Below are 19,281 nucleotides of genomic sequence, written 5' to 3' on the forward strand. Positions count from 1 at the left end.
CTAACAGGGCTTGATTACGAAGAGCAAACGTTTGCGCGGTTTTTTTTATTAGAATAAAGATTCTGAAATAACCCCACAGTTCGTGTATAATCTACAGGTTTGTTTAAATATTGCCGGAGTTGGAAATGAAAGTTGTTGAAGTGAAACACCCGCTAGTAAAACATAAAATTGGCCTGATGCGTGAAGGTGACATTAGTACTAAGCGTTTTCGTGAGCTAGCGACAGAAGTGGGTAGCCTTCTAACATACGAAGCGACATCAGACTTTGAAACTGAACGTGTAACTATTGATGGTTGGAACGGCCCAGTAGAAGTTGACCAAATTAAAGGTAAAAAGGTAACAGTAGTGCCAATCCTACGTGCAGGTCTAGGCATGATGGATGGTGTTTTAGAGCATATGCCAAGTGCTCGAATCAGTGTCGTGGGTATCTACCGTGACGAAGAAACATTAGAGCCTGTACCATACTTCAACAAGCTAGCATCTAACATTGATGAGCGTATTGCTCTAGTGGTTGATCCAATGTTAGCAACTGGCGGTTCTATGATTGCAACTCTTGACCTTCTAAAAGAGCAAGGCTGTAAAGTATTTAAAGTACTGGTACTTGTTGCTGCCCCTGAAGGTATCGCTGCACTAGAAAAAGCGCACCCAGATGTTGAGCTTTACACTGCTGCAATCGATGAGAAGCTAAACGACAAGGGCTACATTGTTCCTGGTCTTGGCGATGCTGGTGATAAGATCTTCGGTACTAAGTAATTCAGTTTCGGTTTAAGTTAATTTAAAGAGTTTTTAAACTTAACTGAACCTGCTTAATTAGCCGTATAAATAAAAGGGAGAGCATTCGATGCTCTCCCTTTTTTGCTCTTGCTAGCTTGTGATGCTCTTAATTGAGGCTCACAAGCCTCAACAGTTTGTTGACTTGCAGTTAGTCGATTTGGGCTTTGTCTACTACGGTGTTATCGCCTAACTCTTCTGGAAGCACTAGGTTAAGCAGAATTGCCACGATACCGCATAAGCTTACGCCTTGCAGGCTAAAGTCGCCGATGCCAAATGCCATGCCGCCAATGCCGAAGACCAAAGTAATGCCGACAATCACAAGGTTGCGTGATTTGTGTAGGTCAACTTTGTTCTGAATTAGAGTATTCAAGCCTACGGTTGCGATAGAACCAAACAGAAGAATCATGATGCCGCCCATAACAGGAACTGGAATCGTTTGAAGTAGTGCGCCTAGCTTACCTACTAATGCTAGAACAATCGCTGTTACTGCTGCCCAAGTCATGATCACTGGATTGAATGCTTTGGTCAGCATTACAGCCCCCGTTACTTCACTGTAGGTTGTATTTGGTGGAGCACCCAACATAGAAGCAGCAATCGTTGCCACGCCGTCACCAGTTATTGTGCGGTGTAAACCTGGCTTCTTAAGGTAGTCTTTACCGGTTACATTCGAAATAGCAAGCATGTCGCCTACGTGTTCAACAGCAGGTGCAATTGCTACAAATACCATAAAGAAGATAGCGTTGATGTTGAACTCTGGCGCTGTGAAGTTAGGTAGAGCTAACCAAGCAGCCTGAGCGACAGGGGTAAAATCAACGACACCATATACTAAGCTCGTAATATAACCCGCAACAATACCGCCGAAGATCGGCAGCAGTTTAAGAAAGCCTTTCGAGAAAACACTGATGACAATCGTTACTAACAATGAAATAGATGAAATCCATAATGCTGCGTCTGCATCTATAAGCTGAACCGCACCATCGCCTGTTTTACCTAGCGCCATGTTTACCGCAACAGGCGCAAGACCTAAGCCGATCACCATGATTACAGGGCCAACTACGACTGGTGGAAGCAGTTTGTGGATAAAGGCTACACCACGTACCTTAATTAAGGCACCCATTAATACATACACAACACCTGCTGCCATAAGGCCGCCCATGGTTGCACCTACACCCCAAGTTTGAATGCCAAACATGATAGGTGCGATGAATGCAAAAGAAGACGCAAGGAAAATAGGTACTGAACGGCGTGTAATAAGTTGGAATAAAAGGGTACCGATACCTGCCCCAAAGAGCGCTACGTTGGGATCAAGGCCTGTCAGCAGGGGCACCAGTACAAGTGCACCAAAAGCGACAAATAGCATTTGCGCACCTTGCAGAGCATTTTTCATGTTATGTCCTTAAAAATGGTCGTTATATGAAAAGCGAAAAATAAAATTCGCGGGATTCTATCACTTGGCAATCGGTTGCTATGTCAGATAGATCAAATTTATTTATATTAGTTATGTTTATCTCTATCAAAATAAGAAAAATTCAGTTTACAAGTGAACGATTTATCATGGTCAGGTGATATTTTGTGGTTATTAAACACAGTGGGTGCTAACGACCTTGCCCCTCAATCCATAGTTGCTTATCATCAAGGCACAAGCTTTGAATATTAGGATCAATATGCGCTACATAGCATTGTTGTTGATGGGACTATTAGCCTCTCCGAGTTATGCCTTAACTCAAGTAGATATCTTTAGTGCTGAAGTTGCGATTAACGCTGAAGACAAACAACCAGAACAAGTGGCAAGAAATACTGGCATGGAGCAGGTATTGATACGTGCGACTGGCCAAACTGATGTCGCGTCGAATGAGACGATTCAAAAGGCGATGCGTAAGAGTGCGCAGTACATGTCTCAAATGAGTTTTGGCGAAAGCAATGACCAATCAACATTGCGTATGCGTTTTAACGGTGCTCAAATTCGTTCACTACTGACTCAAGCGCAATTACCGTATTGGCCTGATACTCGCTCAAATATTCTTGTTTGGCTGGTAGAAGAGAGTAACTACGACAAGAACATTGTCTGGGAACACTCCAACTCACTGTTAGCTGTAGGCTTACAAGCCAATGCAAAAGAGCGCGGTTTGCCTTTGATGTTTCCTGTTGGTGATTTTGATGATGTTACGGGAGTGGCCACCTCGGATTTGTGGGGCAGCTTTGTCACACCGATTAGCAACGCGAGTCAACGTTACCCTGTTGATGCTGTTTTGGTGATTAAGGCACAGTCTTCTGGATTACGCTGGACTTTGTATGATCAAAAACCAAACCAACTGACGAGCGCGCCAAAATCGCCTGTGAGTGGTTCGGTATCGGGCAACAGCGCGACGACTTCTAAGAAGCTTGTTGACCAAATCAGTAACTACTACGCGAGTAAGAGTGCAGTAACGGTTGCGAGTGAATCTTCGGAATCAATCTTAACGCAGTTTATCAGCCTGAATAACGCTCAAGACTTCTTCCAATTGGAGAATGCACTGAAGCGTCTAAACTCGGTGGCAAGCTTAGATATTCTACAAATTCAAAACAATGAAGTGACGTTCCGAATTCATTTGTTATCGACCCAACAAGAGTTTGAACAAGAAGTTGAAAGCATTCGCCAAGTCGCGAAGGTTGAAGAGTCTTATATCGAACCTGAAGTGAGCCCAGAATTTGAAGCGCAAGATAACATTATGTCTGTAGGCGATGACTCTGCTGTTGTTACTGATGCGATGGGCAATGAAACTACGCCAAGCGTTCAAGTGATTAAAGGCAGTGAGTTATCTACAGATGCTGAGCTAACAAATGCTGAGGTGACGCTAGGTGAATCTGATGAGGAAGCGCTACCAGTCACAGCGCCAGTAAACGCTAAGCCAAGCTTGGTATACGAATGGGTTCGCTCGTAATCGTCTACCGACATGACAGACAGATCGATATGAAATCATGAAAAAAGCCCTGCAAGAGAAATCTCGCAGGGCTTTTTGTTTATCTGTTGTCATGTCAGATCTAGAGCATCGAACCAATATTATTGTTCGAACTTAGCTTTCTCTTTCTTTTCTACTTCGGAAAGGCGCTTCAACTTGATGCCTAACTCTTTGGCTCTAAAACGGGTAAATAATATATTGCCTGCGAAGCTTAGAGTCGTCAAAAGCAGTTCTACAGCGGCTAACAAGCGCTCTCCACCGTCTACATACATAATAGTTAACGCGTGTAGGAAGTAGAGCATTAAGACGAAATTCGCCCAAGCATGCGTATAAGGCTTGCCCGATAATATTCCCGGTAATGGTAGTAACAGCGGTATAGCCCAAGCAATCGCCAGTGTTACATTACTGAGGTGAGGGTGCGGTGAAAGTGTCATCTGCCAAGCAACCACCCAGAATAAAAGCGACAAGTTGCCCGCTAAAGCAAGGTAGCGAAATAGCTTGGTTTTGGGAGACATCTGTCTCTCTGGCATATACATCATTGAGGCATTCCCTTCTGGTTAATAGCGATGCGCGCTACGCGTTTGCCTAGGTTTTTCGCCAACTCAATTTCTTCTTTGCTTAATGAAGCGCTCTCTCCAGTGCTGCTTGCACCGTAAGGTGTGCCACCGGTTTGAGTGGTGTGCAGCGCAGGTTCTGAATAGGGGATGCCCACGACTAACATGCCATGATGAAGTAGAGGCAGCATCATGCTTTGCTGTGTCGTCTCTTGACCACCATGTAGTGATGAAGAGGAAGTAAATACACAACCTGGTTTATCGATGAGATCGCCATTAATCCATAACGATGTTGTGCTATCCCAAAAGTGCTTCATTGGCCCAGCCATATTGCCAAACCATACTGGGCTGCCGAGTGCTAAACCGTCGCAAGAACGGAGATCTTGTAAGGTCGCAATAGGATCTGTTGGCTGATAGCGCGAATCCGGCTGCTCTTCTACCGTATACACGTTGTTCACCGTTCTTAGTATGGCTTCGCAGTTCGGGATGGATTCCACCCCACGAGCGATTTGCCTTGCTAGCGCTTGGGTGTTGCCGTGTCGACTATAGTAGAGAACAAGAATGTTGATGCTCATATTGGATTACAGAATCTCTAGTACTTGTTCTGGTGGACGACCAATTTTTGCTTTGTTGTTCGCGACAACCACTGGGCGTTCAAATAGTTTTGGATTCGTTGCCATTGCAGCGAAAAGATCTTCATCAGTCACTGATGCGCCACCAAGGTTCGCTTCTTTGTAATCCGCTTCTTTGGTACGCATCATGTCGTGAACACTCTCAAAACCAAGCTGAGTGAAAAGCACTTTCAGCTGTTCAACAGTCAAAGGTGTATCTAGGTATTTGATCACCTCTGGTTGTACGCCGTTTGCTTCAAGCAGTTCGAGAGTTTGACGGCTCTTTGAGCAGCGTGGGTTATGATAAATCACGACAGACATGGTTCTTCCTCATTATTATTTTTGATTTAATAGTTCAGTCGAAGCCAACTGAGTGGCTTCTTATTATGTAACGTTGAGCTTTCTTTGTATTTTGGCAACGAGCTTCGCTGCCAGTCAATATACTTATTGCAACGATAAGAAGCGTTCGCGCTGTATCATTAGTTGATCAATTCGAGCGTCATAACGTGCTTGTTTTAGGCTGCCTAGTTCTGCTATTTGGCTCGCCTGGGTGTAGTACTGAATCGCTTTGTTCCAGTTGGCTTGCAGTGCCAAAATCTCTGCCCTAGCAGACAATTCTTCATCGCTGTTGCCAAGGTTTGTATTTGCCTTTGAAAGCAGGTACCACCCATTGGTGTCGTTCGGGTTATCGTGCGTGTAACGTTGCAACACGCGAACGGCTTCCTGTAGGTCTTCATTTTCGATCAGTGCATTGGCGTAGTTTATGGTTAGAACTGAGTTGTTTGGTTGATGCTCAAGTGCTGACTTAAGTTCTTTAATCGCAATCTCAGGCTTTTTCTGTTCAATGTGCAGATCTGAAATAGCATCCAGATAGAACAAGTTGGTTGGGTCGCTATTCATCAGCTTGGTCAGAATTGGTTCTGCTTTATCTAATTTTTTTGAATCTAGGTAAACCAGTGCTTGCCCATACTCTAATGATGGAACCAAGGCTTTGGGGGCTTTCTTCAGCTTTCGCTCAAACCAATCAAGAGCTGCATCATTATTGATGCCAGCATAGCGCGCAACAATACGGGCTCTTGCTAAATGGTAATCCAATGACGGAGCCAGTTTTAGTGGGGTATAGCTGCGAGCACGAGCGCGTGAATCTGTGATTCGGTCTTCAGGCAATGGGTGAGTTAATAGCATTGGTGGCGGTGTGCTTGCATAGCGGTATTCATCAGCTAAGCGGCCAAAGAAACGTGGCATAGCGTTTACATCGAACCCTGCTTTTGCCAGCGTGTTGATGCCAAAGCGGTCGGCTTCTTTTTCATTACTTCGGGTGTAGTTTATTTGGCTTTGCATGTTACCAGCAGTTGTTGCAGTGATGGCTGCGATACCGGCTTCTGGTGCTGCAATCGCTAATAATACAGAAGCGGCCAGTGCTGCGATGGTTGCAGGAGAGCGGCGAGCTTGATCTTCCATACTACGTGCTAAGTGACGCTGGGTAACGTGCGCGATTTCGTGCGCCAATACGGAAGCGAGTTCACTTTCAGACTGTGCATGCAGGAACAAACCTGAGTGCAAAGCAACATAACCACCAAAAAAAGCAAAAGCGTTGATGTTTCGGTCACGGATCATAAAGAACTGGAAAGGTGTCTTTACATCATTTGCGTTCGCGACAAGGCGATGGCCAAGCGTGTCAATGTATTGGTTTAGAACCGGGTCGTTTACGATAGGCTGGCTGCTTCTGATGATGCGCATGTAGGCATCACCATAGATAAGTTCTTGGTCGATAGTGAGTGTGCCGCCTGCCGCGGTGCCGATATCGGGTAGCTCCAAACCATTGGTATTTGCCAACGTTGGAGTGCTTAATGTAGCTGCGATGCATAAGCAAGCAATTGAGCGAGCGCGTTTAAACATATTAGTCAGTAATACTCCGTTTCTTCTGACAGTAAGACAAGTGCAATGCAAATTGGTTCTCTATCTGATGTAACCTTTACCAAGTGCGTGCGCTATCATGAAGGAAGATGAATGAATGATGGCGCGTTTTCAAAAACAGATTACAATACGACCCTTATAATAAGCATCGAGCTAAAGAATGACACCTAATATTCTAGATTTACGCCAAGAGCGCTGTCCAATGGCACTATTATTAGCCAAGCGTCACAGTGTAAAGTTAGAAGTAGGGCAATCATTGTCAATTTATGTCTCAGATAACAGCTCGATGAAAGATATTGTTACTTTTTTGTCTAAGCAAGCCTATGACGTCATCGTAGAGGTTTGCTCTAATTACCATCATCTCCTCGTCACTAAAAAGGAATTGCAGTCAAATGCTTGAAATGGTCAATCGTTGGTATAAACGACGTTTCTCTGATCCCCATGCTGTCAGCTTGGTTGCCATCATTCTCTTCGGCTTTATTACGATCTACTTCTTTGGTCACCTCATTGCCCCTCTTTTGGTGGCTATTGTTTTGGCTTACCTGCTTGAGTGGCCTGTTACTCAACTTCAAAGACTCGGTGTTCCAAGAACCCCATCAGTGATGTTGGTGATTTTAATGTTCTTTAGCGTGATGTTACTTGCGCTGTTTGGTCTAGTACCAACGATTTGGGAACAGGTAGGTAACCTTATCAATGATATTCCAAGCATGTATGGTGGCTTACAGAAGTTCATCGCAACCATTCCTGAGCGTTACCCTGAACTAGCAAACCTGCAGATCGTAGAATCGATTGTGTCCAATGCGAAAAACAAAGCATTAGGCTTTGGCGAAAGCGTTGTGAAGGGCTCTTTAGCTTCTCTTGTTAGTTTGGCGACGCTTGCGGTTTACCTGATTCTTGTACCGCTGCTGATTTTCTTCCTTTTGAAAGACAAAGAAGAGATGATCAGTATGGCAAGTGGTGTTCTGCCTAAGAACCGTCGTCTAGCGACCAAGGTTTGGGTAGAGATGAATCAACAAATCTCAAATTACATTCGCGGTAAGGTGCTTGAGATTTTGATCGTCGGTGGTGTCAGCTACGTAACCTTTGCGATTCTGGATTTACGTTATTCAGCACTGCTGGCTGTTGCGGTTGGTTTCTCGGTATTGATTCCTTACATCGGTGCGGCGGCTGTGACCGTTCCAGTCGCGATTGTTGGCCTGTTCCAGTGGGGCTTAGAACCTCAGTTTTATTGGTTGCTTCTCGCTTACGGTATTATCCAAGCGTTAGATGGTAACGTGCTCGTTCCTGTTCTGTTCTCTGAAGCAGTGAACCTACACCCAGTAGCGATTATTGTAGCGGTGTTGGTGTTTGGCGGACTGTGGGGGTTCTGGGGAGTGTTCTTTGCGATCCCTCTAGCCACGTTGGTGAAAGCGGTTTGGAATGCCTTACCGAGTCACGCTCTCGATGATGACCCTGAACATCAATCGTAATTGAACGCGCTATCAATTTGAATGCGCTATCAATTTTAATAAGTACAAAAAGGCCGAATATCCACGATATTCGGCCTTTTTGCATTTGGATTAGTCCATTGTGAACTTAGATCATCTAGATGCGAATTTAGAGAATCAACTCACTAAAATCGACATTAAGCTTCTGGGTTGAAGTAATCTAAAACCACTTCGTGGTGAGTCTTAGTCTTGAACTTGTTGAAGACGTGTTCAATCTGACCTTCTTCATCAATTAGAAAGCTAATACGGTGCAGACCGTCGTACACTTTACCCATAAATTTCTTCTCGCCCCAAACTCCAAACTGTTCAGCAACGCTGTGGTCTTCGTCAGATAGCAGTGTGAAGTTCAGAGATTTCTTCGCAACGAAATTTGGTAGGCGTTTTACTGGGTCAACACTCACACCTAGAACAACCACATTCAGGTCATCAAGCTGTGCTTTGATATCACGCAGGCCTTCTGCTTGCACAATACAACCCGGAGTCATTGCTTTTGGGTAAAAATAGAAAAGGACTTTTTTACCTTTGAAGTCACCAAGAGATACGATATTGCCATCTTGATCTGGAAGAGAAAAAGCAGGTGCTGGAACACCAGCCGTTAGCGTATTCATGATATTTCCTTTTTAAAAACTGTTTTTGATAAAGTTGAGCGAGCCTTGTACGGATAGGCTCTGACACAGCGCGTCGAATTCTTCTTGTAGCTGCATCAAATTACATTCTGATTGCACAGAAGCGGTAATAGAGATATGGAATTGGTCGTTGTCGAGCTGAACTTTAGATTTATTAATGGTTCGCGCACTTAACGAATCGAGGCCGATGTTTCGGTCTGCGAAGAACTGGGTAAACTGCTCGGTAAGGCCGATTTTATCGTCTGACTCAACGAACACCTCTACTGTGTAAGAGTTCTCAATAACATCATGAGTTGAGGTTCGCTTCATAATCGTAATCAAGTCGTGCTCTTGTCCAAGCAAGGGCAGGGTGGTTTCAACGCGGGTGATGTTGTTTGCCTTTCCAGACAGTAGCATGATAAGCGTAAATTCTTCGCCAAATTGAGCGATACGGCTATCAATAATGTTACAGCCTGATTGGGTGACTAAATGAACCACTTGGTTGCATACACCTGGGCGATCTGTGCCCACAGCTGTGATTACTAGATGTTGAGTCATAAAATCACGTCTCTTATATTCCATTGATTCATGCATGTTAGCACAGTTAGCTAGAGGAATAAGTGTGTGCTTGGGGCTTTTATGAGGCACTTTGCTTCAAATATGTAATAAGTAATAGGAATATTTAGAGTGTTCAAAATTCAAAGAGTGGCGTGAGAGCATTGCTTACTTGTTACTGACATCGAGTGCAGAGCTATTCGCTAGATTGAGTGTAGGTTACCCAAATTCTAGGTCGAACGCCGTTATAAGTCGTTTTACCTCAAACATACGACAATATTTACTGCAGATGTTGCTGGTAAGCCACTTTAATGTCTTGTGTTTATTGATTGGCTTACAGTAACATGCAAAAAGAATAAATTAAGGGAGATAGACATGTTTTCAGGAAGTATCGTTGCGCTAGTTACACCATTTAATACAGATGGTGAAGTGGATTTCGACAGCCTTAAAAAGTTAGTTGATCACCATGTTGCAGCAGGTAGTGATGGTCTGGTTGCGGTTGGCACAACTGGTGAGTCTTCAACACTCACTATTGAAGAGCATGTCAAAGTCGTCAATAAGGTCGTTGAATTTGCTGATGGCCGTATTCCTGTTATTGCTGGTACGGGTGCAAACGCAACTCACGAATCTGTACTTTTCAGCCGTTTGCTCAATGGTTCTGGTATTGCTGGTTGCCTGAGTGTAACACCGTACTACAACAAACCGACTCAAGAAGGTTTGTACCAACATTACAAAGCAATTGCTGAAGTCAGTGACGTTCCACAGATCCTTTACAATGTACCTGGTCGCACTGCGGTAGACTTGTTGCCAGAAACGGTTGCTCGTCTTGCCGAGATCGAAAACATCGTTGCACTTAAAGATGCGACTGGTGATCTCGAAAGAATTGCAATTCACCGTGAACTTTGTGGCGAAGACTTTATCTTACTAAGTGGTGATGACTTAACTGGTCTTGAATTTGTTAAGCGTGGTGGCGATGGCGTGATCTCTGTAACGAACAATGTTGCAGCTGCTGATATGGCGACTATGTTCAAGCTAGCGAAGGAAGGCAAGTTTGAGGAAGCAGAAGCGATCAATGAGCGTTTGATGCCTCTACATAAGAATTTGTTCGTTGAGTCTAACCCTATTCCCGTAAAATGGGCGGTTCACAAAATGGGTCTGATTGCTGAAGGTGGCTTACGTCTACCACTGACTGAACTGTCAAAACCAGCTCAACCTGTTGTTGCTCAAGCAATGACTGAAGCGTGCATTTACTAAAAACGTATAAAGCAATGCCGAAGCGAACCTTCGGCATTTAGGAGTATAAATGAAGTATTCTCACCAGCTAGTGATCGGTTCACTGGCTGTTTTCGTTCTTACAGCATGTTCTGGCAGCCCGACTCAACGTCGCCAAGCCAAAGATGATTTTGAATACTTAGAAACACCTGAGTTTTCACAATGGCAATTGCCTGAAGATGCTCAGCCTCAGTTTTACCCAAACTTTGATATCCCAAACGGTGAATTCAGTGGTGGTACCGGTCGTCAAGTGGATATTCGTCCTCCTCAACAGGTTCTTGAACTGATCCCAGGTGCTCGTACTGAGCGTCAAAATGGTGAAGTGACGTTATGGCTCCTTCGTGCTGAAGAGGCTGACCGAGTATGGCAAACGGCTGTAGATATGCTAACTCAGCGTGGCATTGGCATTCTTGAACAATCAGATAGCGATATTGAGACCGATTGGGTAACTTGGGTTTCTGAAGATGAAGAAGTCGAGATTGGTAGCCGCTATTCTCTCTCTCGTTTCCAAGCGAACAATCGCCATGGCTTCAAGATTAATCTGATTGATTGGCGTGAAGGTTCTGAAGAGAAACCAGTATCGGCAACCAATAAAGAGCGTTACAACGCGTTCTTAACGAATCTAGTGATGGCTAAATACGATGCCAACCTTCGTGCTGAAGCTGCGTTGAAAGCGCAAGAGTTGGTGAAACGCATTCCTATCTCAATGGGTTCGGACCGCAGTGGTTTCCCTGTGATCATTGCACGTACACCATACAATGTATTGTGGCAACGTCTGCCTACCTTGCTACCGACGATGGGCTTCGAACTTGAAGAGCGTAACCAGTCTCAAGGTACAGTGAAAGCTAAGTATGCAGCGCCAGATGATGAATTCTGGGAAGAGATTGGCCTACAGCCTATTGACTTAGCGCCAGGTACTTACACATTCTTGTTTGGTGATCTTGGCAACCGTACATCGATTAACGTAACGGATGCAACAGGTAAGCCTGTAGAAGAAGAGCTACTTAAGTCAATGGTACCGGTACTGGCACACGTTGCAGATCAAACCAAAGACAAGAAAGAAGCAAAATCTGAATAAGCACTGAGCAAATTTAGAAGAAAAAAAGAGGACATACAATGTCCTCTTTTTTATGTTTGTTAGTCAGTGTTTTATGTGCCTGTTGTCAATTTATTTTGTCATTTCGCTAACAAGGAGTCACTCGCGCCTGACTTGTTGGGGCTAGCGCATCAAGGGCGTTAGGCTAAGTATTTTTGCTGTCAGTAGACTCATCTTTTTGAGCTTTCTCTTGGTTCTGTTTATCCAATTGATTGAGCTTGTCTAAGTCTTTTTCTGTTTTGTTACGACCTGTCAGACCCATATTAGCGGTCTGTTTGAGCGCAGCAATATTACCCACCACAACGCTAACCACGATGATGATGATAACCCAAGGGTTTGTAAGCCACTCTAACATAAGCGCTCCTAATGACTGATATTCGCCACGAAGCGCGCATAGATCTCGTCTAGCTGCTCCGCAATAATTTCATACCCTAATATTGGCTTAGATTGGAGTTGCTTGCCAAGTAAAGTGGGAGATAACTGTGATAAACACAACTGTGAAACTTTACGGTGGCTTATATGCCAAGGTTCTATCGCCACGCCACCAAGGTCTTGGCTGTAAGGAAAGAAGAATCCAAACTGAGATGCATTGGCAGAGAGCCATTTGTAAAACACTTGCTGGTGGCCTGTGAGGTATTCCCATGGTTCTAGTTGTAGCTGAGTACCTTCAGGTAAGTGATTACGAGCAAAGACATCAAAGTCACAACCCCAATGGTGACGACTCGCTCCGGGAAGCGCAGACCACCTAAGAATCGCCGACAACTTTTGATGTTCATTGAGTGTTGAAGCATCAAGTGGTTGGCTTTCTGAGTCTAATATCGGTGCTTCACCAGAAAACTTGCGGTTCCAAATCAGAGATTGCCTTTCATAGTCGCGAAAGCCACTGGCAATCTCCATTTTGAAACCCGCGAGTTGAGCAGCTTCAATCAAATCGTTTAGGTCATCTTTGACCTCACTGTGAATCAAGAAGGTTTTGCTGCCAATGAGGCTAGGTTCTAGATGAGAATCTGATTGTCCGGTTAGCTGCTCTGGTGTCATAACGTGTCTCTCAATAATTAGATGCTATGAATCGCTGATGAAAAAACTACTTAGCGAACAGGTTCACTAATGTTCTTTCGTACATGTCAGTTAGTTTCTCTAAATCAGCCACTTTCACGCACTCGTTAACCTTGTGAATGGTTGCATTAACAGGACCTAGTTCTACCACTTGTCCTTTCATGCGCGCAATAAAGCGTCCGTCAGAAGTACCACCTGTGGTAAGCAGTGCCGGCTTAACATCATTCACGTGACCTACTGCATCGACAATAGCATCAAGCAACGAGCCTGCGTCGGTTAAGAACGGGTCGCCATTGAATGTCCATTTCAGATCGTATTCGAAATCGTACTTGTCGAGTGTATTTGTGATTCTTTCAACGATGATGTCGTTGTTTAACTCTGTGCTAAAGCGAAGGTTAAACTGAACATCAAATTCACCAGGAATCACGTTTGATGCGCCAGTGCCCGCACTTACATTTGGGATCTGGAAGCTGGTTGGTGGGAAATAATCATTACCTTTGTCCCACTCGGTCGTCGCCAATTCATTGATCGCAAGCAGAGAGCTGTGTACCGGGTTGTTCGCAAGGTGAGGGTAGGCAACGTGACCTTGTGTGCCTTTAATCGTTAGATCGCCAGTGATAGAACCACGACGGCCGTTTTTCACGACATCACCTACGTACTCAGTACTTGATGGTTCGCCAACAATACACATGTCGATGTTCTCACCACGAGCCATCAATGCTTCGACAACGCGCACTGTCCCGTTGATGAATGGGCCTTCTTCATCTGACGTGATAAGGAAACCGATTGAGCCTGTGTGATCAGGGTGCTTAGCAATGAACTGTTCTACTGCCACAACCATTGAAGCCAGAGAACCTTTCATATCTGCCGCGCCGCGACCGTGCAAGAAACCATCTACGATAGTCGGTTCGAATGGCTGAGTGTTCCACTGCTCAATTGGGCCTGCAGGTACAACATCAGTGTGACCAGCAAAAGCAAATAGGGGGGCTTTGGTACCACGGCGAGCCCAGAAGTTCGTCGTATCTTCAAATACCATCACTTCGATTTCAAAACCTAGCGCTTTTAAGCGTTCAATCATCAGGTCTTGGCAGCCTGCATCTTCTGGTGTTACCGATTGACGGCTGATTAGGTCTTTTGCCAGAGCCAAAGTTGGGCTGTCTGTCATCCTTGAGTTCCTTGTTTAAATTAAACGTCTAGTCATTAATTTCAGGCGTTGAACAGGGGAAATTCAACGCTTTGTTATCTGTTCTAATACAGCTGATTACGCAAAAATAGCAGCGTATTGATCAGCTTTGAAGCCAATATGAAGCTTGCCATCGACTTTCAAGATAGGGCGCTTGATCATTGCTGGTTGTTCAACAAGCAGAATTACGGCTTTTTCTTCCGTTAATGTGTCTTTTTGCTCTTGAGAAAGTTGGCGATAAGTCGTACCACGTTTGTTTAGCACAAGCTCCCAACCAAGCTCTGAACAGAAGCTTGTTACTAACTCTTCAGTGATGCCTTGTTTGCGATAATCGTGAAATTCGAACTCGATACCTTCAGCTTCTAGCCATTTTTTTGCTTTTTTGATGGTGTCGCAATTCGGAATGCCAAACATAGTGATAGTCATTATTCTTCCTTTGGGTGATTTTATTTCGTTGTTATGAGTTGAATCCTATCAGGAAGCGGCAATTCAGACAAAATAGAGTGAGGAATATTTCATAGAGTGAAAAAAAACAGTAAGAAAATGTCACTATTGGAGACTTATTGATCAGCCTCAACATGTTGTCAGCAAAAAAAGAAATAATTGAGTTGCACATATATAGGAGGTGTCAATGGAGTTGAGTCCTGTTTTTGCAAGGCGGCTATATTTAGCATTGTTAGTGGAAAGCCTTGATAGGCCAAATGTGCCTAAACTCATCGAAAAAACGGGGTGGCCTCGTCGTACTATTCAAGATGTACTCAAGGCGTTACCGGGGATCGGTATTGAACTTATGTTTGTTCAAGATGGGCGACGTCATAATGATGGCTATTACCAATTATCCGACTGGGGGCCATTTGACAGTCAATGGGTTATCCAGCGTAAAGGCGATATAGCAACAAGCCTTGGATTTAGTGCATAAGCCAGCGAAAGCTGGCTTTCTTCTTTCTACTCCTTACCGATTAGCGATAAGTCGAATTAGCGACACCGATAAGCGGTGCCCAACATGGTTACGGAAGTCGCAAAATCTTGGGGAAGTGTGAAAATTACGGTGTCCGCACCTAATCCAATAGCATTGGACTTTAGCTCATTCATTGCGCCTTGAATCAGAGTGTCGTTCGGGTAAAACAGATAACTATACCAGTGGCCTTCGCTGCCGGTGACTTCCCCTTTATATTCGCACTCGTTGATATCAATCAGTCCGTGGTAATCCATTTGTACTTGGTCAGATTTGCTATGTGGGACTGTTGTCGGTGTCGTGCACCCGACTAATATGCCTGTCATAGCTAAAGCGACTAATTCTTTTTTCATACATTTATCCTGCTATTTCATCAAATAAATCGCGAAACCTACCCAGCTTGCGATCAATAGTAACCACGGCAATTTGCTGGCGTGATTTGATGTTGTTTCAACAATTGTGTCTACATTGCTCTCTTCGTCTAGATTAGTTTGTTGAGTTTGCTTCTCTTTCCGTACGCGTTTTCTTGCTTTATCGGCTTGGCGGCTGCGTTCTTTTTGCTGTTTCTTGTAAAGTGCGATGCCTTTTTCGATACCTTGAGCAATTAATTTTGTTTGTTCTTTGGTTTGAGCTGGCTTTTGCGTCGCTTTGGCTATCTTCAGTGCTTCTTGTTGAGATTCAACAGACGGTGTATTAGTTTTCTTTTTCATACTGAGTTCGACAATTAAAACGGATTAACCAATAAGATAACGCAAACCTAGTTAAGTATGAATGATTTGCGTTAAAGTGTTGGTTTGAAAACAAGTGAAAGTGAGAGTTGTGCGGTACTCCATAGAACAATACGATAAACACGGCTTTTTGAAAGCCCCAATCTTATTATGGTTAGGTTGGCTGTTTCTTGCGAAAGCTTTGGTCGTTTTCATTGTTGCGGGCGCAAGCCGAGAGTCGGGAACGGATATTCTTGAGACCATCTATCCAGACCACCAGATGTTTTATGTCGGGATTGCGTTGAGTGTGCCTAGTTTGTTATTGATGTGGTTGTTTGGACTAAGATCTCCAGATAGAAAGCGCCTTAACAAAGTCGTGTCATGGGGACGTTGGGTTACCATGATGGCTATCTTGGCACAGGGCTCCCATACAATTTATTTAATCTATTTGGATAACGGATGGTTCCGTTGGTCAAATGCTATCACCCTATTATTGCTCCTCTGGTTAGCGCTTTATTTAACCAATAGCCATGCCGCTAGGGATTGCTTTAAAGTGGTTGAGCACGAAGACTGATTCTCATCAAAACATTTGTACCATTCACAATTATACTTAGAAGCTAAAACTGGAAGGAATAATCTATGCTTAATGTTTCAAATGAGCAGCCTAACGTTCAAAGTGCTATTTTGCCTGAAGCTGGGCCTTTCGCTCTTTACGTTCAACTTAAAGTGAACGCTAATACTGCTAATGTACTAGCAGAAATTCAAAAGCTTCCGACTCTAATCGACGAGCTAAACCAAACTCAACCTGATGCGAACCTAACGGCGTCGGTAGCATTCTCAAAAGCTTTTTGGGATAAGTTTGAGCAAGCTGCTCCCTCTGATCTAATTGATTTTCCTGAGCTTGGTGAAGGTGATATCACAGCACCGAGCACACTGTCTGATGTTTTGATTCACTGTCATTCAAACCGACATGACCTACACTTCTTCATCCTACGTAAATTGCTATCTGAAGTAGCGGCAGACGTTGAAGTAGTAGATGAAATTTACGGTTACCGTTTCCTAGACTCACGTGACATGACTGATTTCGTTGATGGCACTGAAAACCCGAAAGACGCGCAGCGTGCTGAAGTGGCGATTGTGCCTGAAGGTGAATTCGCAGGTGGTAGCTACGTAATGGTGCAGCGTTTTGTGCATAATCTGCCAGCTTGGAATAGATTAAACGTATCGGCACAAGAGAAAGTGGTTGGCCGTACCAAGCCAGATTCGATCGAGCTAGACGATGTTCCAGCGGCGTCTCACGTTGGTCGTGTGGATATCAAAGAAGAAGGCAAGGGCCTTAAAATTGTTCGTCATAGCCTACCTTACGGCACAGCAACAGGCGATCACGGTTTACTGTTCATCGCTTACTGTAATGTTCGTCATAATTTCGATGCGATGCTAGAGAGTATGTACGGCGAAACAGATGGCAAAACAGACCAACTGCTTCGCTTTACTAAAGCCGTTACTGGCGCTTACTACTTTGCTCCTTCAGCTGAGATGTTGAGTGCACTAACGATTAAGTAAGTGCACTCAAATAGAATAAACAAAGGGAGCCTCATGGCTCCTTTTTTTTAAAGTTTTATATAAATAGGTCGATACAAGAGCAATCGTAAGTTTTATTCATCTTTTTGTAAGTGAAGGTCTATGGCTATAACTGTTAATACGAATGTTTCAGCATTAGTGGCTCAGAGGAATCTCTCTAATGCCAATAACATGCTGAACCAATCTTTGGAGCGCTTGGCTTCAGGGAGTCGTATTAATAGTGCAAAAGACGATGCTGCTGGCTTACAAATCTCTAATCGATTAGAAGCACAGATGAGCGGCATCGATGTTGCGGTTCGAAATGCTAACGACGGTATCTCCATTATGCAGACAGCAGAAGGGGCGATGAATGAAACCACAAATATCATGCAACGCATGCGAGACCTGTCACTGCAAGCGACTAATGGTTCGAATAGCCAATCGGAAAGGACGGCTATTCAAGAAGAAGTAACCGCCTTAAATGATGAGCTAAACCGAATTGCGGAAACCACTTCATTTGGTGGGAAAAAGCTCCTTAACGGCAGCTTTGGTAGCTCGTCATTTCAAATCGGTGGCAGCTCTGGTGAGGCGGTGCAGATAGGTTTGAAAAACATGCGCACCGATGATATCAACATGGGCGGCTTTAGCTATGTTGCCAATGGCATGGCAAGTGACTCGTGGGAAGTTAAATCCAACCAGAATGATATGAAGATGGCGTTTACCGATCGTTTTGGTCAGCCTCAAGAGATCAGAATTAATGCCAAGGCGGGCGATGACATTGAAGAGCTAGCGACTTATATCAATGGTCAAACGGATCTGGTTTCGGCTTCCGTCAATGATGACGGGCAGCTTCAGATCTACATGTCAGGCGAAGACACGGCAGGCACGATCTCTTTCTCAGGCTCATTAGCCAGTGAGCTTTCGATGTCGGCGGGTTATTACGAGTCAGTCGATGATATTAATGTCACTGATGTTGGGGGCGCACAGCGCGCCGTGTCTATTTTGGATACAGCGATGAAGTATGTTGATAGTCACCGTTCTGAACTCGGGGCGATGCAAAACCGCTTTGACCATGCGATTAATAACCTTGAAAATGTTCATGAGAACTTGGGGGCATCAAACAGTCGAATCAAAGATACAGACTACGCCAAAGAAACCACTCAAATGCTCAAACAACAAATACTGCAGCAAGTCAGTACCACTATTTTAGCTCAAGCTAAGCAAGCGCCGAACTTAGCTTTAACGCTACTAGGCTAATAAATTAGGTTAATTCTTATAAAGGTATTATCGGTTAACTAAAGTCCTTTGGTTAATTAAAACACAATATTTCCCCCGGCTGACTTTTCGACAACTTTAGCCTTTTTCTCATCTTTTTTTGATAATTTTACTACCAGTCACGCTTTCTTATCCTTTCTCGCTATTTCTTTAATTTTGTTGCTTTTTTTCTAAAGGTTTCAGCATTCACGCCGTTATTAAAAGTAACTTAGAGATAACTACTTGGTTTTCCGAGACGTCGGAAGCCACTATACCGGAAAATCAATTGGAGAAATCACCATGGCAGTGAATGTAAATACCAACGTTTCAGCAATGACAGCACAACGTTACCTAAACAGTGCAAACAGCGCTCAACAAACATCAATGGAACGCCTATCTTCAGGTTCTAAAATCAACAGCGCAAAAGATGACGCTGCTGGCCTACAAATCTCGAACCGCTTGAACGTTCAGAGTCGTGGTCTTGATGTTGCTGTACGTAACGCGAACGATGGTATCTCTATCGCTCAAACAGCAGAAGGTGCGATGAATGAAACATCGAACATTCTACAACGTATGCGTGACTTATCTCTGCAATCAACAAACGGGTCAAATACCAAATCTGACCGTGTAGCAATCCAAGAAGAAGTAACGGCGCTTAATGATGAATTGAACCGTATCGCTGAAACAACCTCTTTTGGTGGTAACAAGCTGCTTAACGGTACTCACGGTACTAAGTCATTCCAAATTGGTGCAGACA

General features: G+C 44.1%; 23 protein-coding genes and 1 pseudogene. 11 read left to right on the forward strand and 13 right to left on the reverse strand.

Translation table 11 applies throughout. The features are described 5' to 3' along the window. Positions 1 to 125: 125 nt before the first annotated feature. The gene (upp, locus tag AB6C75_RS03445) at positions 126 to 752 is read left to right on the forward strand and encodes a uracil phosphoribosyltransferase (RefSeq protein ID WP_009847387.1); all 627 of its coding nucleotides are present in this window, start codon (positions 126 to 128) and stop codon (positions 750 to 752) included. Positions 753 to 921: 169 nt separating this feature from the next. Here the strand turns inward: upp and AB6C75_RS03450 are convergent, their stop codons facing one another. Beyond that, entirely contained in the window at positions 922 to 2,160 is a 1,239-nt protein-coding gene (locus AB6C75_RS03450; RefSeq protein ID WP_017100802.1) for a uracil-xanthine permease family protein, read from the reverse strand. Between the two features lie 277 nt (positions 2,161 to 2,437). Between AB6C75_RS03450 and AB6C75_RS03455 the strand changes: the two genes are divergently transcribed. Then, positions 2,438 to 3,694 carry a DUF2066 domain-containing protein gene (locus tag AB6C75_RS03455; RefSeq protein WP_029223039.1) on the forward strand — a complete coding sequence of 419 codons (1,257 nt, stop codon included), beginning with the start codon at positions 2,438 to 2,440 and terminating at the stop codon, positions 3,692 to 3,694. A gap of 119 nt (positions 3,695 to 3,813) precedes the next feature. Here AB6C75_RS03455 and AB6C75_RS03460 read toward each other — a convergent pair whose 3' ends face one another. The 4 genes from AB6C75_RS03460 to AB6C75_RS03475 all read right to left on the reverse strand — a co-directional run bounded on the left by AB6C75_RS03460 (position 3,814) and on the right by AB6C75_RS03475 (position 6,776). Continuing rightward, the gene (locus AB6C75_RS03460) at positions 3,814 to 4,251 is read right to left on the reverse strand and encodes a DUF2069 domain-containing protein (protein ID WP_372106889.1); all 438 of its coding nucleotides are present in this window, start codon (positions 4,249 to 4,251) and stop codon (positions 3,814 to 3,816) included. Beyond that, a complete protein-coding gene (wrbA, locus tag AB6C75_RS03465; RefSeq protein WP_372106891.1) occupies positions 4,248 to 4,841 on the reverse strand; it encodes an NAD(P)H:quinone oxidoreductase in 594 nt (197 codons plus the stop codon). Before wrbA ends, AB6C75_RS03460 begins: the two co-directional genes overlap by 4 nt. Positions 4,842 to 4,847: 6 nt before the next feature. Continuing rightward, on the reverse strand, positions 4,848 to 5,198 hold the full coding sequence (gene arsC / locus AB6C75_RS03470) for an arsenate reductase (glutaredoxin) (RefSeq protein WP_372106893.1): 351 nt from the start codon (positions 5,196 to 5,198) through the stop codon (positions 4,848 to 4,850). Between the two features lie 123 nt (positions 5,199 to 5,321). Next, positions 5,322 to 6,776, reverse strand: a complete 1,455-nt coding sequence (locus AB6C75_RS03475) for a M48 family metalloprotease (protein ID WP_372106894.1) — start codon at positions 6,774 to 6,776, stop codon at positions 5,322 to 5,324. 178 nt (positions 6,777 to 6,954) lie between these two features. Between AB6C75_RS03475 and AB6C75_RS03480 the strand changes: the two genes are divergently transcribed. Both AB6C75_RS03480 and AB6C75_RS03485 read left to right on the forward strand, forming a co-directional pair. Continuing rightward, positions 6,955 to 7,194, forward strand: coding sequence for a sulfurtransferase TusA family protein (locus AB6C75_RS03480; protein ID WP_012604576.1), 240 nt, complete (start codon positions 6,955 to 6,957; stop codon positions 7,192 to 7,194). Beyond that, positions 7,187 to 8,263 carry an AI-2E family transporter gene (locus AB6C75_RS03485; RefSeq protein ID WP_009847379.1) on the forward strand — a complete coding sequence of 359 codons (1,077 nt, stop codon included), beginning with the start codon at positions 7,187 to 7,189 and terminating at the stop codon, positions 8,261 to 8,263. The genes AB6C75_RS03480 and AB6C75_RS03485 overlap by 8 nt, the downstream gene beginning before the upstream one ends. Positions 8,264 to 8,418: 155 nt before the next feature. On the opposite strand, the gene bcp is transcribed toward AB6C75_RS03485, so the two are convergent. After that, the gene (gene bcp / locus AB6C75_RS03490) at positions 8,419 to 8,889 is read right to left on the reverse strand and encodes a thioredoxin-dependent thiol peroxidase (RefSeq protein ID WP_009847378.1); all 471 of its coding nucleotides are present in this window, start codon (positions 8,887 to 8,889) and stop codon (positions 8,419 to 8,421) included. Positions 8,890 to 8,901: 12 nt separating this feature from the next. After that, positions 8,902 to 9,444 carry a glycine cleavage system protein R gene (locus AB6C75_RS03495; RefSeq protein WP_009847377.1) on the reverse strand — a complete coding sequence of 181 codons (543 nt, stop codon included), beginning with the start codon at positions 9,442 to 9,444 and terminating at the stop codon, positions 8,902 to 8,904. A 372-nt stretch (positions 9,445 to 9,816) separates the two neighbouring features. Between AB6C75_RS03495 and dapA the strand changes: the two genes are divergently transcribed. Both dapA and bamC read left to right on the forward strand, forming a co-directional pair. Then, positions 9,817 to 10,695 carry a 4-hydroxy-tetrahydrodipicolinate synthase gene (dapA, locus tag AB6C75_RS03500; protein ID WP_009847376.1) on the forward strand — a complete coding sequence of 293 codons (879 nt, stop codon included), beginning with the start codon at positions 9,817 to 9,819 and terminating at the stop codon, positions 10,693 to 10,695. Between the two features lie 49 nt (positions 10,696 to 10,744). Further along, the gene (gene bamC / locus AB6C75_RS03505; RefSeq protein ID WP_009847375.1) at positions 10,745 to 11,791 is read left to right on the forward strand and encodes an outer membrane protein assembly factor BamC; all 1,047 of its coding nucleotides are present in this window, start codon (positions 10,745 to 10,747) and stop codon (positions 11,789 to 11,791) included. A gap of 163 nt (positions 11,792 to 11,954) precedes the next feature. On the opposite strand, the gene AB6C75_RS03510 is transcribed toward bamC, so the two are convergent. The 4 genes from AB6C75_RS03510 to AB6C75_RS03525 all read right to left on the reverse strand — a co-directional run bounded on the left by AB6C75_RS03510 (position 11,955) and on the right by AB6C75_RS03525 (position 14,474). Then, entirely contained in the window at positions 11,955 to 12,164 is a 210-nt protein-coding gene (locus AB6C75_RS03510) for a DUF2897 family protein (protein WP_372106898.1), read from the reverse strand. Between the two features lie 8 nt (positions 12,165 to 12,172). Beyond that, a complete protein-coding gene (locus AB6C75_RS03515; RefSeq protein WP_372106900.1) occupies positions 12,173 to 12,847 on the reverse strand; it encodes a M15 family metallopeptidase in 675 nt (224 codons plus the stop codon). 46 nt (positions 12,848 to 12,893) lie between these two features. Beyond that, positions 12,894 to 14,030 (reverse strand): succinyl-diaminopimelate desuccinylase, encoded by a 1,137-nt coding sequence (gene dapE, locus AB6C75_RS03520; protein WP_372106902.1) that lies wholly within the window; start codon positions 14,028 to 14,030, stop codon positions 12,894 to 12,896. A 96-nt stretch (positions 14,031 to 14,126) separates the two neighbouring features. Beyond that, positions 14,127 to 14,474: an ArsC family reductase gene (locus tag AB6C75_RS03525; protein ID WP_012604570.1), complete on the reverse strand. Its 348-nt coding sequence runs from the start codon at positions 14,472 to 14,474 to the stop codon at positions 14,127 to 14,129. A gap of 205 nt (positions 14,475 to 14,679) precedes the next feature. On the opposite strand from AB6C75_RS03525, the gene AB6C75_RS03530 reads away from it, so the two are divergent. Next, complete coding sequence (locus tag AB6C75_RS03530) at positions 14,680 to 14,967, forward strand: helix-turn-helix domain-containing protein (RefSeq protein WP_004734273.1); 288 nt, start codon at positions 14,680 to 14,682, stop codon at positions 14,965 to 14,967. 56 nt (positions 14,968 to 15,023) lie between these two features. On the opposite strand, the gene AB6C75_RS03535 is transcribed toward AB6C75_RS03530, so the two are convergent. Next, a complete protein-coding gene (locus AB6C75_RS03535; protein ID WP_102257778.1) occupies positions 15,024 to 15,356 on the reverse strand; it encodes a DUF4156 domain-containing protein in 333 nt (110 codons plus the stop codon). 12 nt (positions 15,357 to 15,368) lie between these two features. Then, entirely contained in the window at positions 15,369 to 15,713 is a 345-nt protein-coding gene (locus AB6C75_RS03540; RefSeq protein WP_372106904.1) for a DUF2956 domain-containing protein, read from the reverse strand. 109 nt (positions 15,714 to 15,822) lie between these two features. On the opposite strand from AB6C75_RS03540, the gene AB6C75_RS03545 reads away from it, so the two are divergent. The 4 genes and pseudogenes from AB6C75_RS03545 to AB6C75_RS03560 all read left to right on the forward strand — a co-directional run. Beyond that, positions 15,823 to 16,284 (forward strand): DUF2919 domain-containing protein, encoded by a 462-nt coding sequence (locus tag AB6C75_RS03545; RefSeq protein ID WP_032499208.1) that lies wholly within the window; start codon positions 15,823 to 15,825, stop codon positions 16,282 to 16,284. 65 nt (positions 16,285 to 16,349) lie between these two features. Continuing rightward, positions 16,350 to 17,273 (forward strand): Dyp-type peroxidase, encoded by a 924-nt coding sequence (locus tag AB6C75_RS03550; RefSeq protein WP_372106906.1) that lies wholly within the window; start codon positions 16,350 to 16,352, stop codon positions 17,271 to 17,273. A gap of 120 nt (positions 17,274 to 17,393) precedes the next feature. Beyond that, complete coding sequence (locus AB6C75_RS03555) at positions 17,394 to 18,527, forward strand: flagellin (protein WP_372106908.1); 1,134 nt, start codon at positions 17,394 to 17,396, stop codon at positions 18,525 to 18,527. A 297-nt stretch (positions 18,528 to 18,824) separates the two neighbouring features. Continuing rightward, a pseudogene (locus AB6C75_RS03560) lies at positions 18,825 to 19,281 on the forward strand (flagellin); the annotation flags it as partial.

Origin of the sequence: Vibrio sp. 10N.237.312.B06, assembly GCF_041464685.1 — a bacterium.
In the GTDB taxonomy this organism is placed as follows: Bacteria; Pseudomonadota; Gammaproteobacteria; order Enterobacterales; family Vibrionaceae; genus Vibrio; species Vibrio tasmaniensis_A.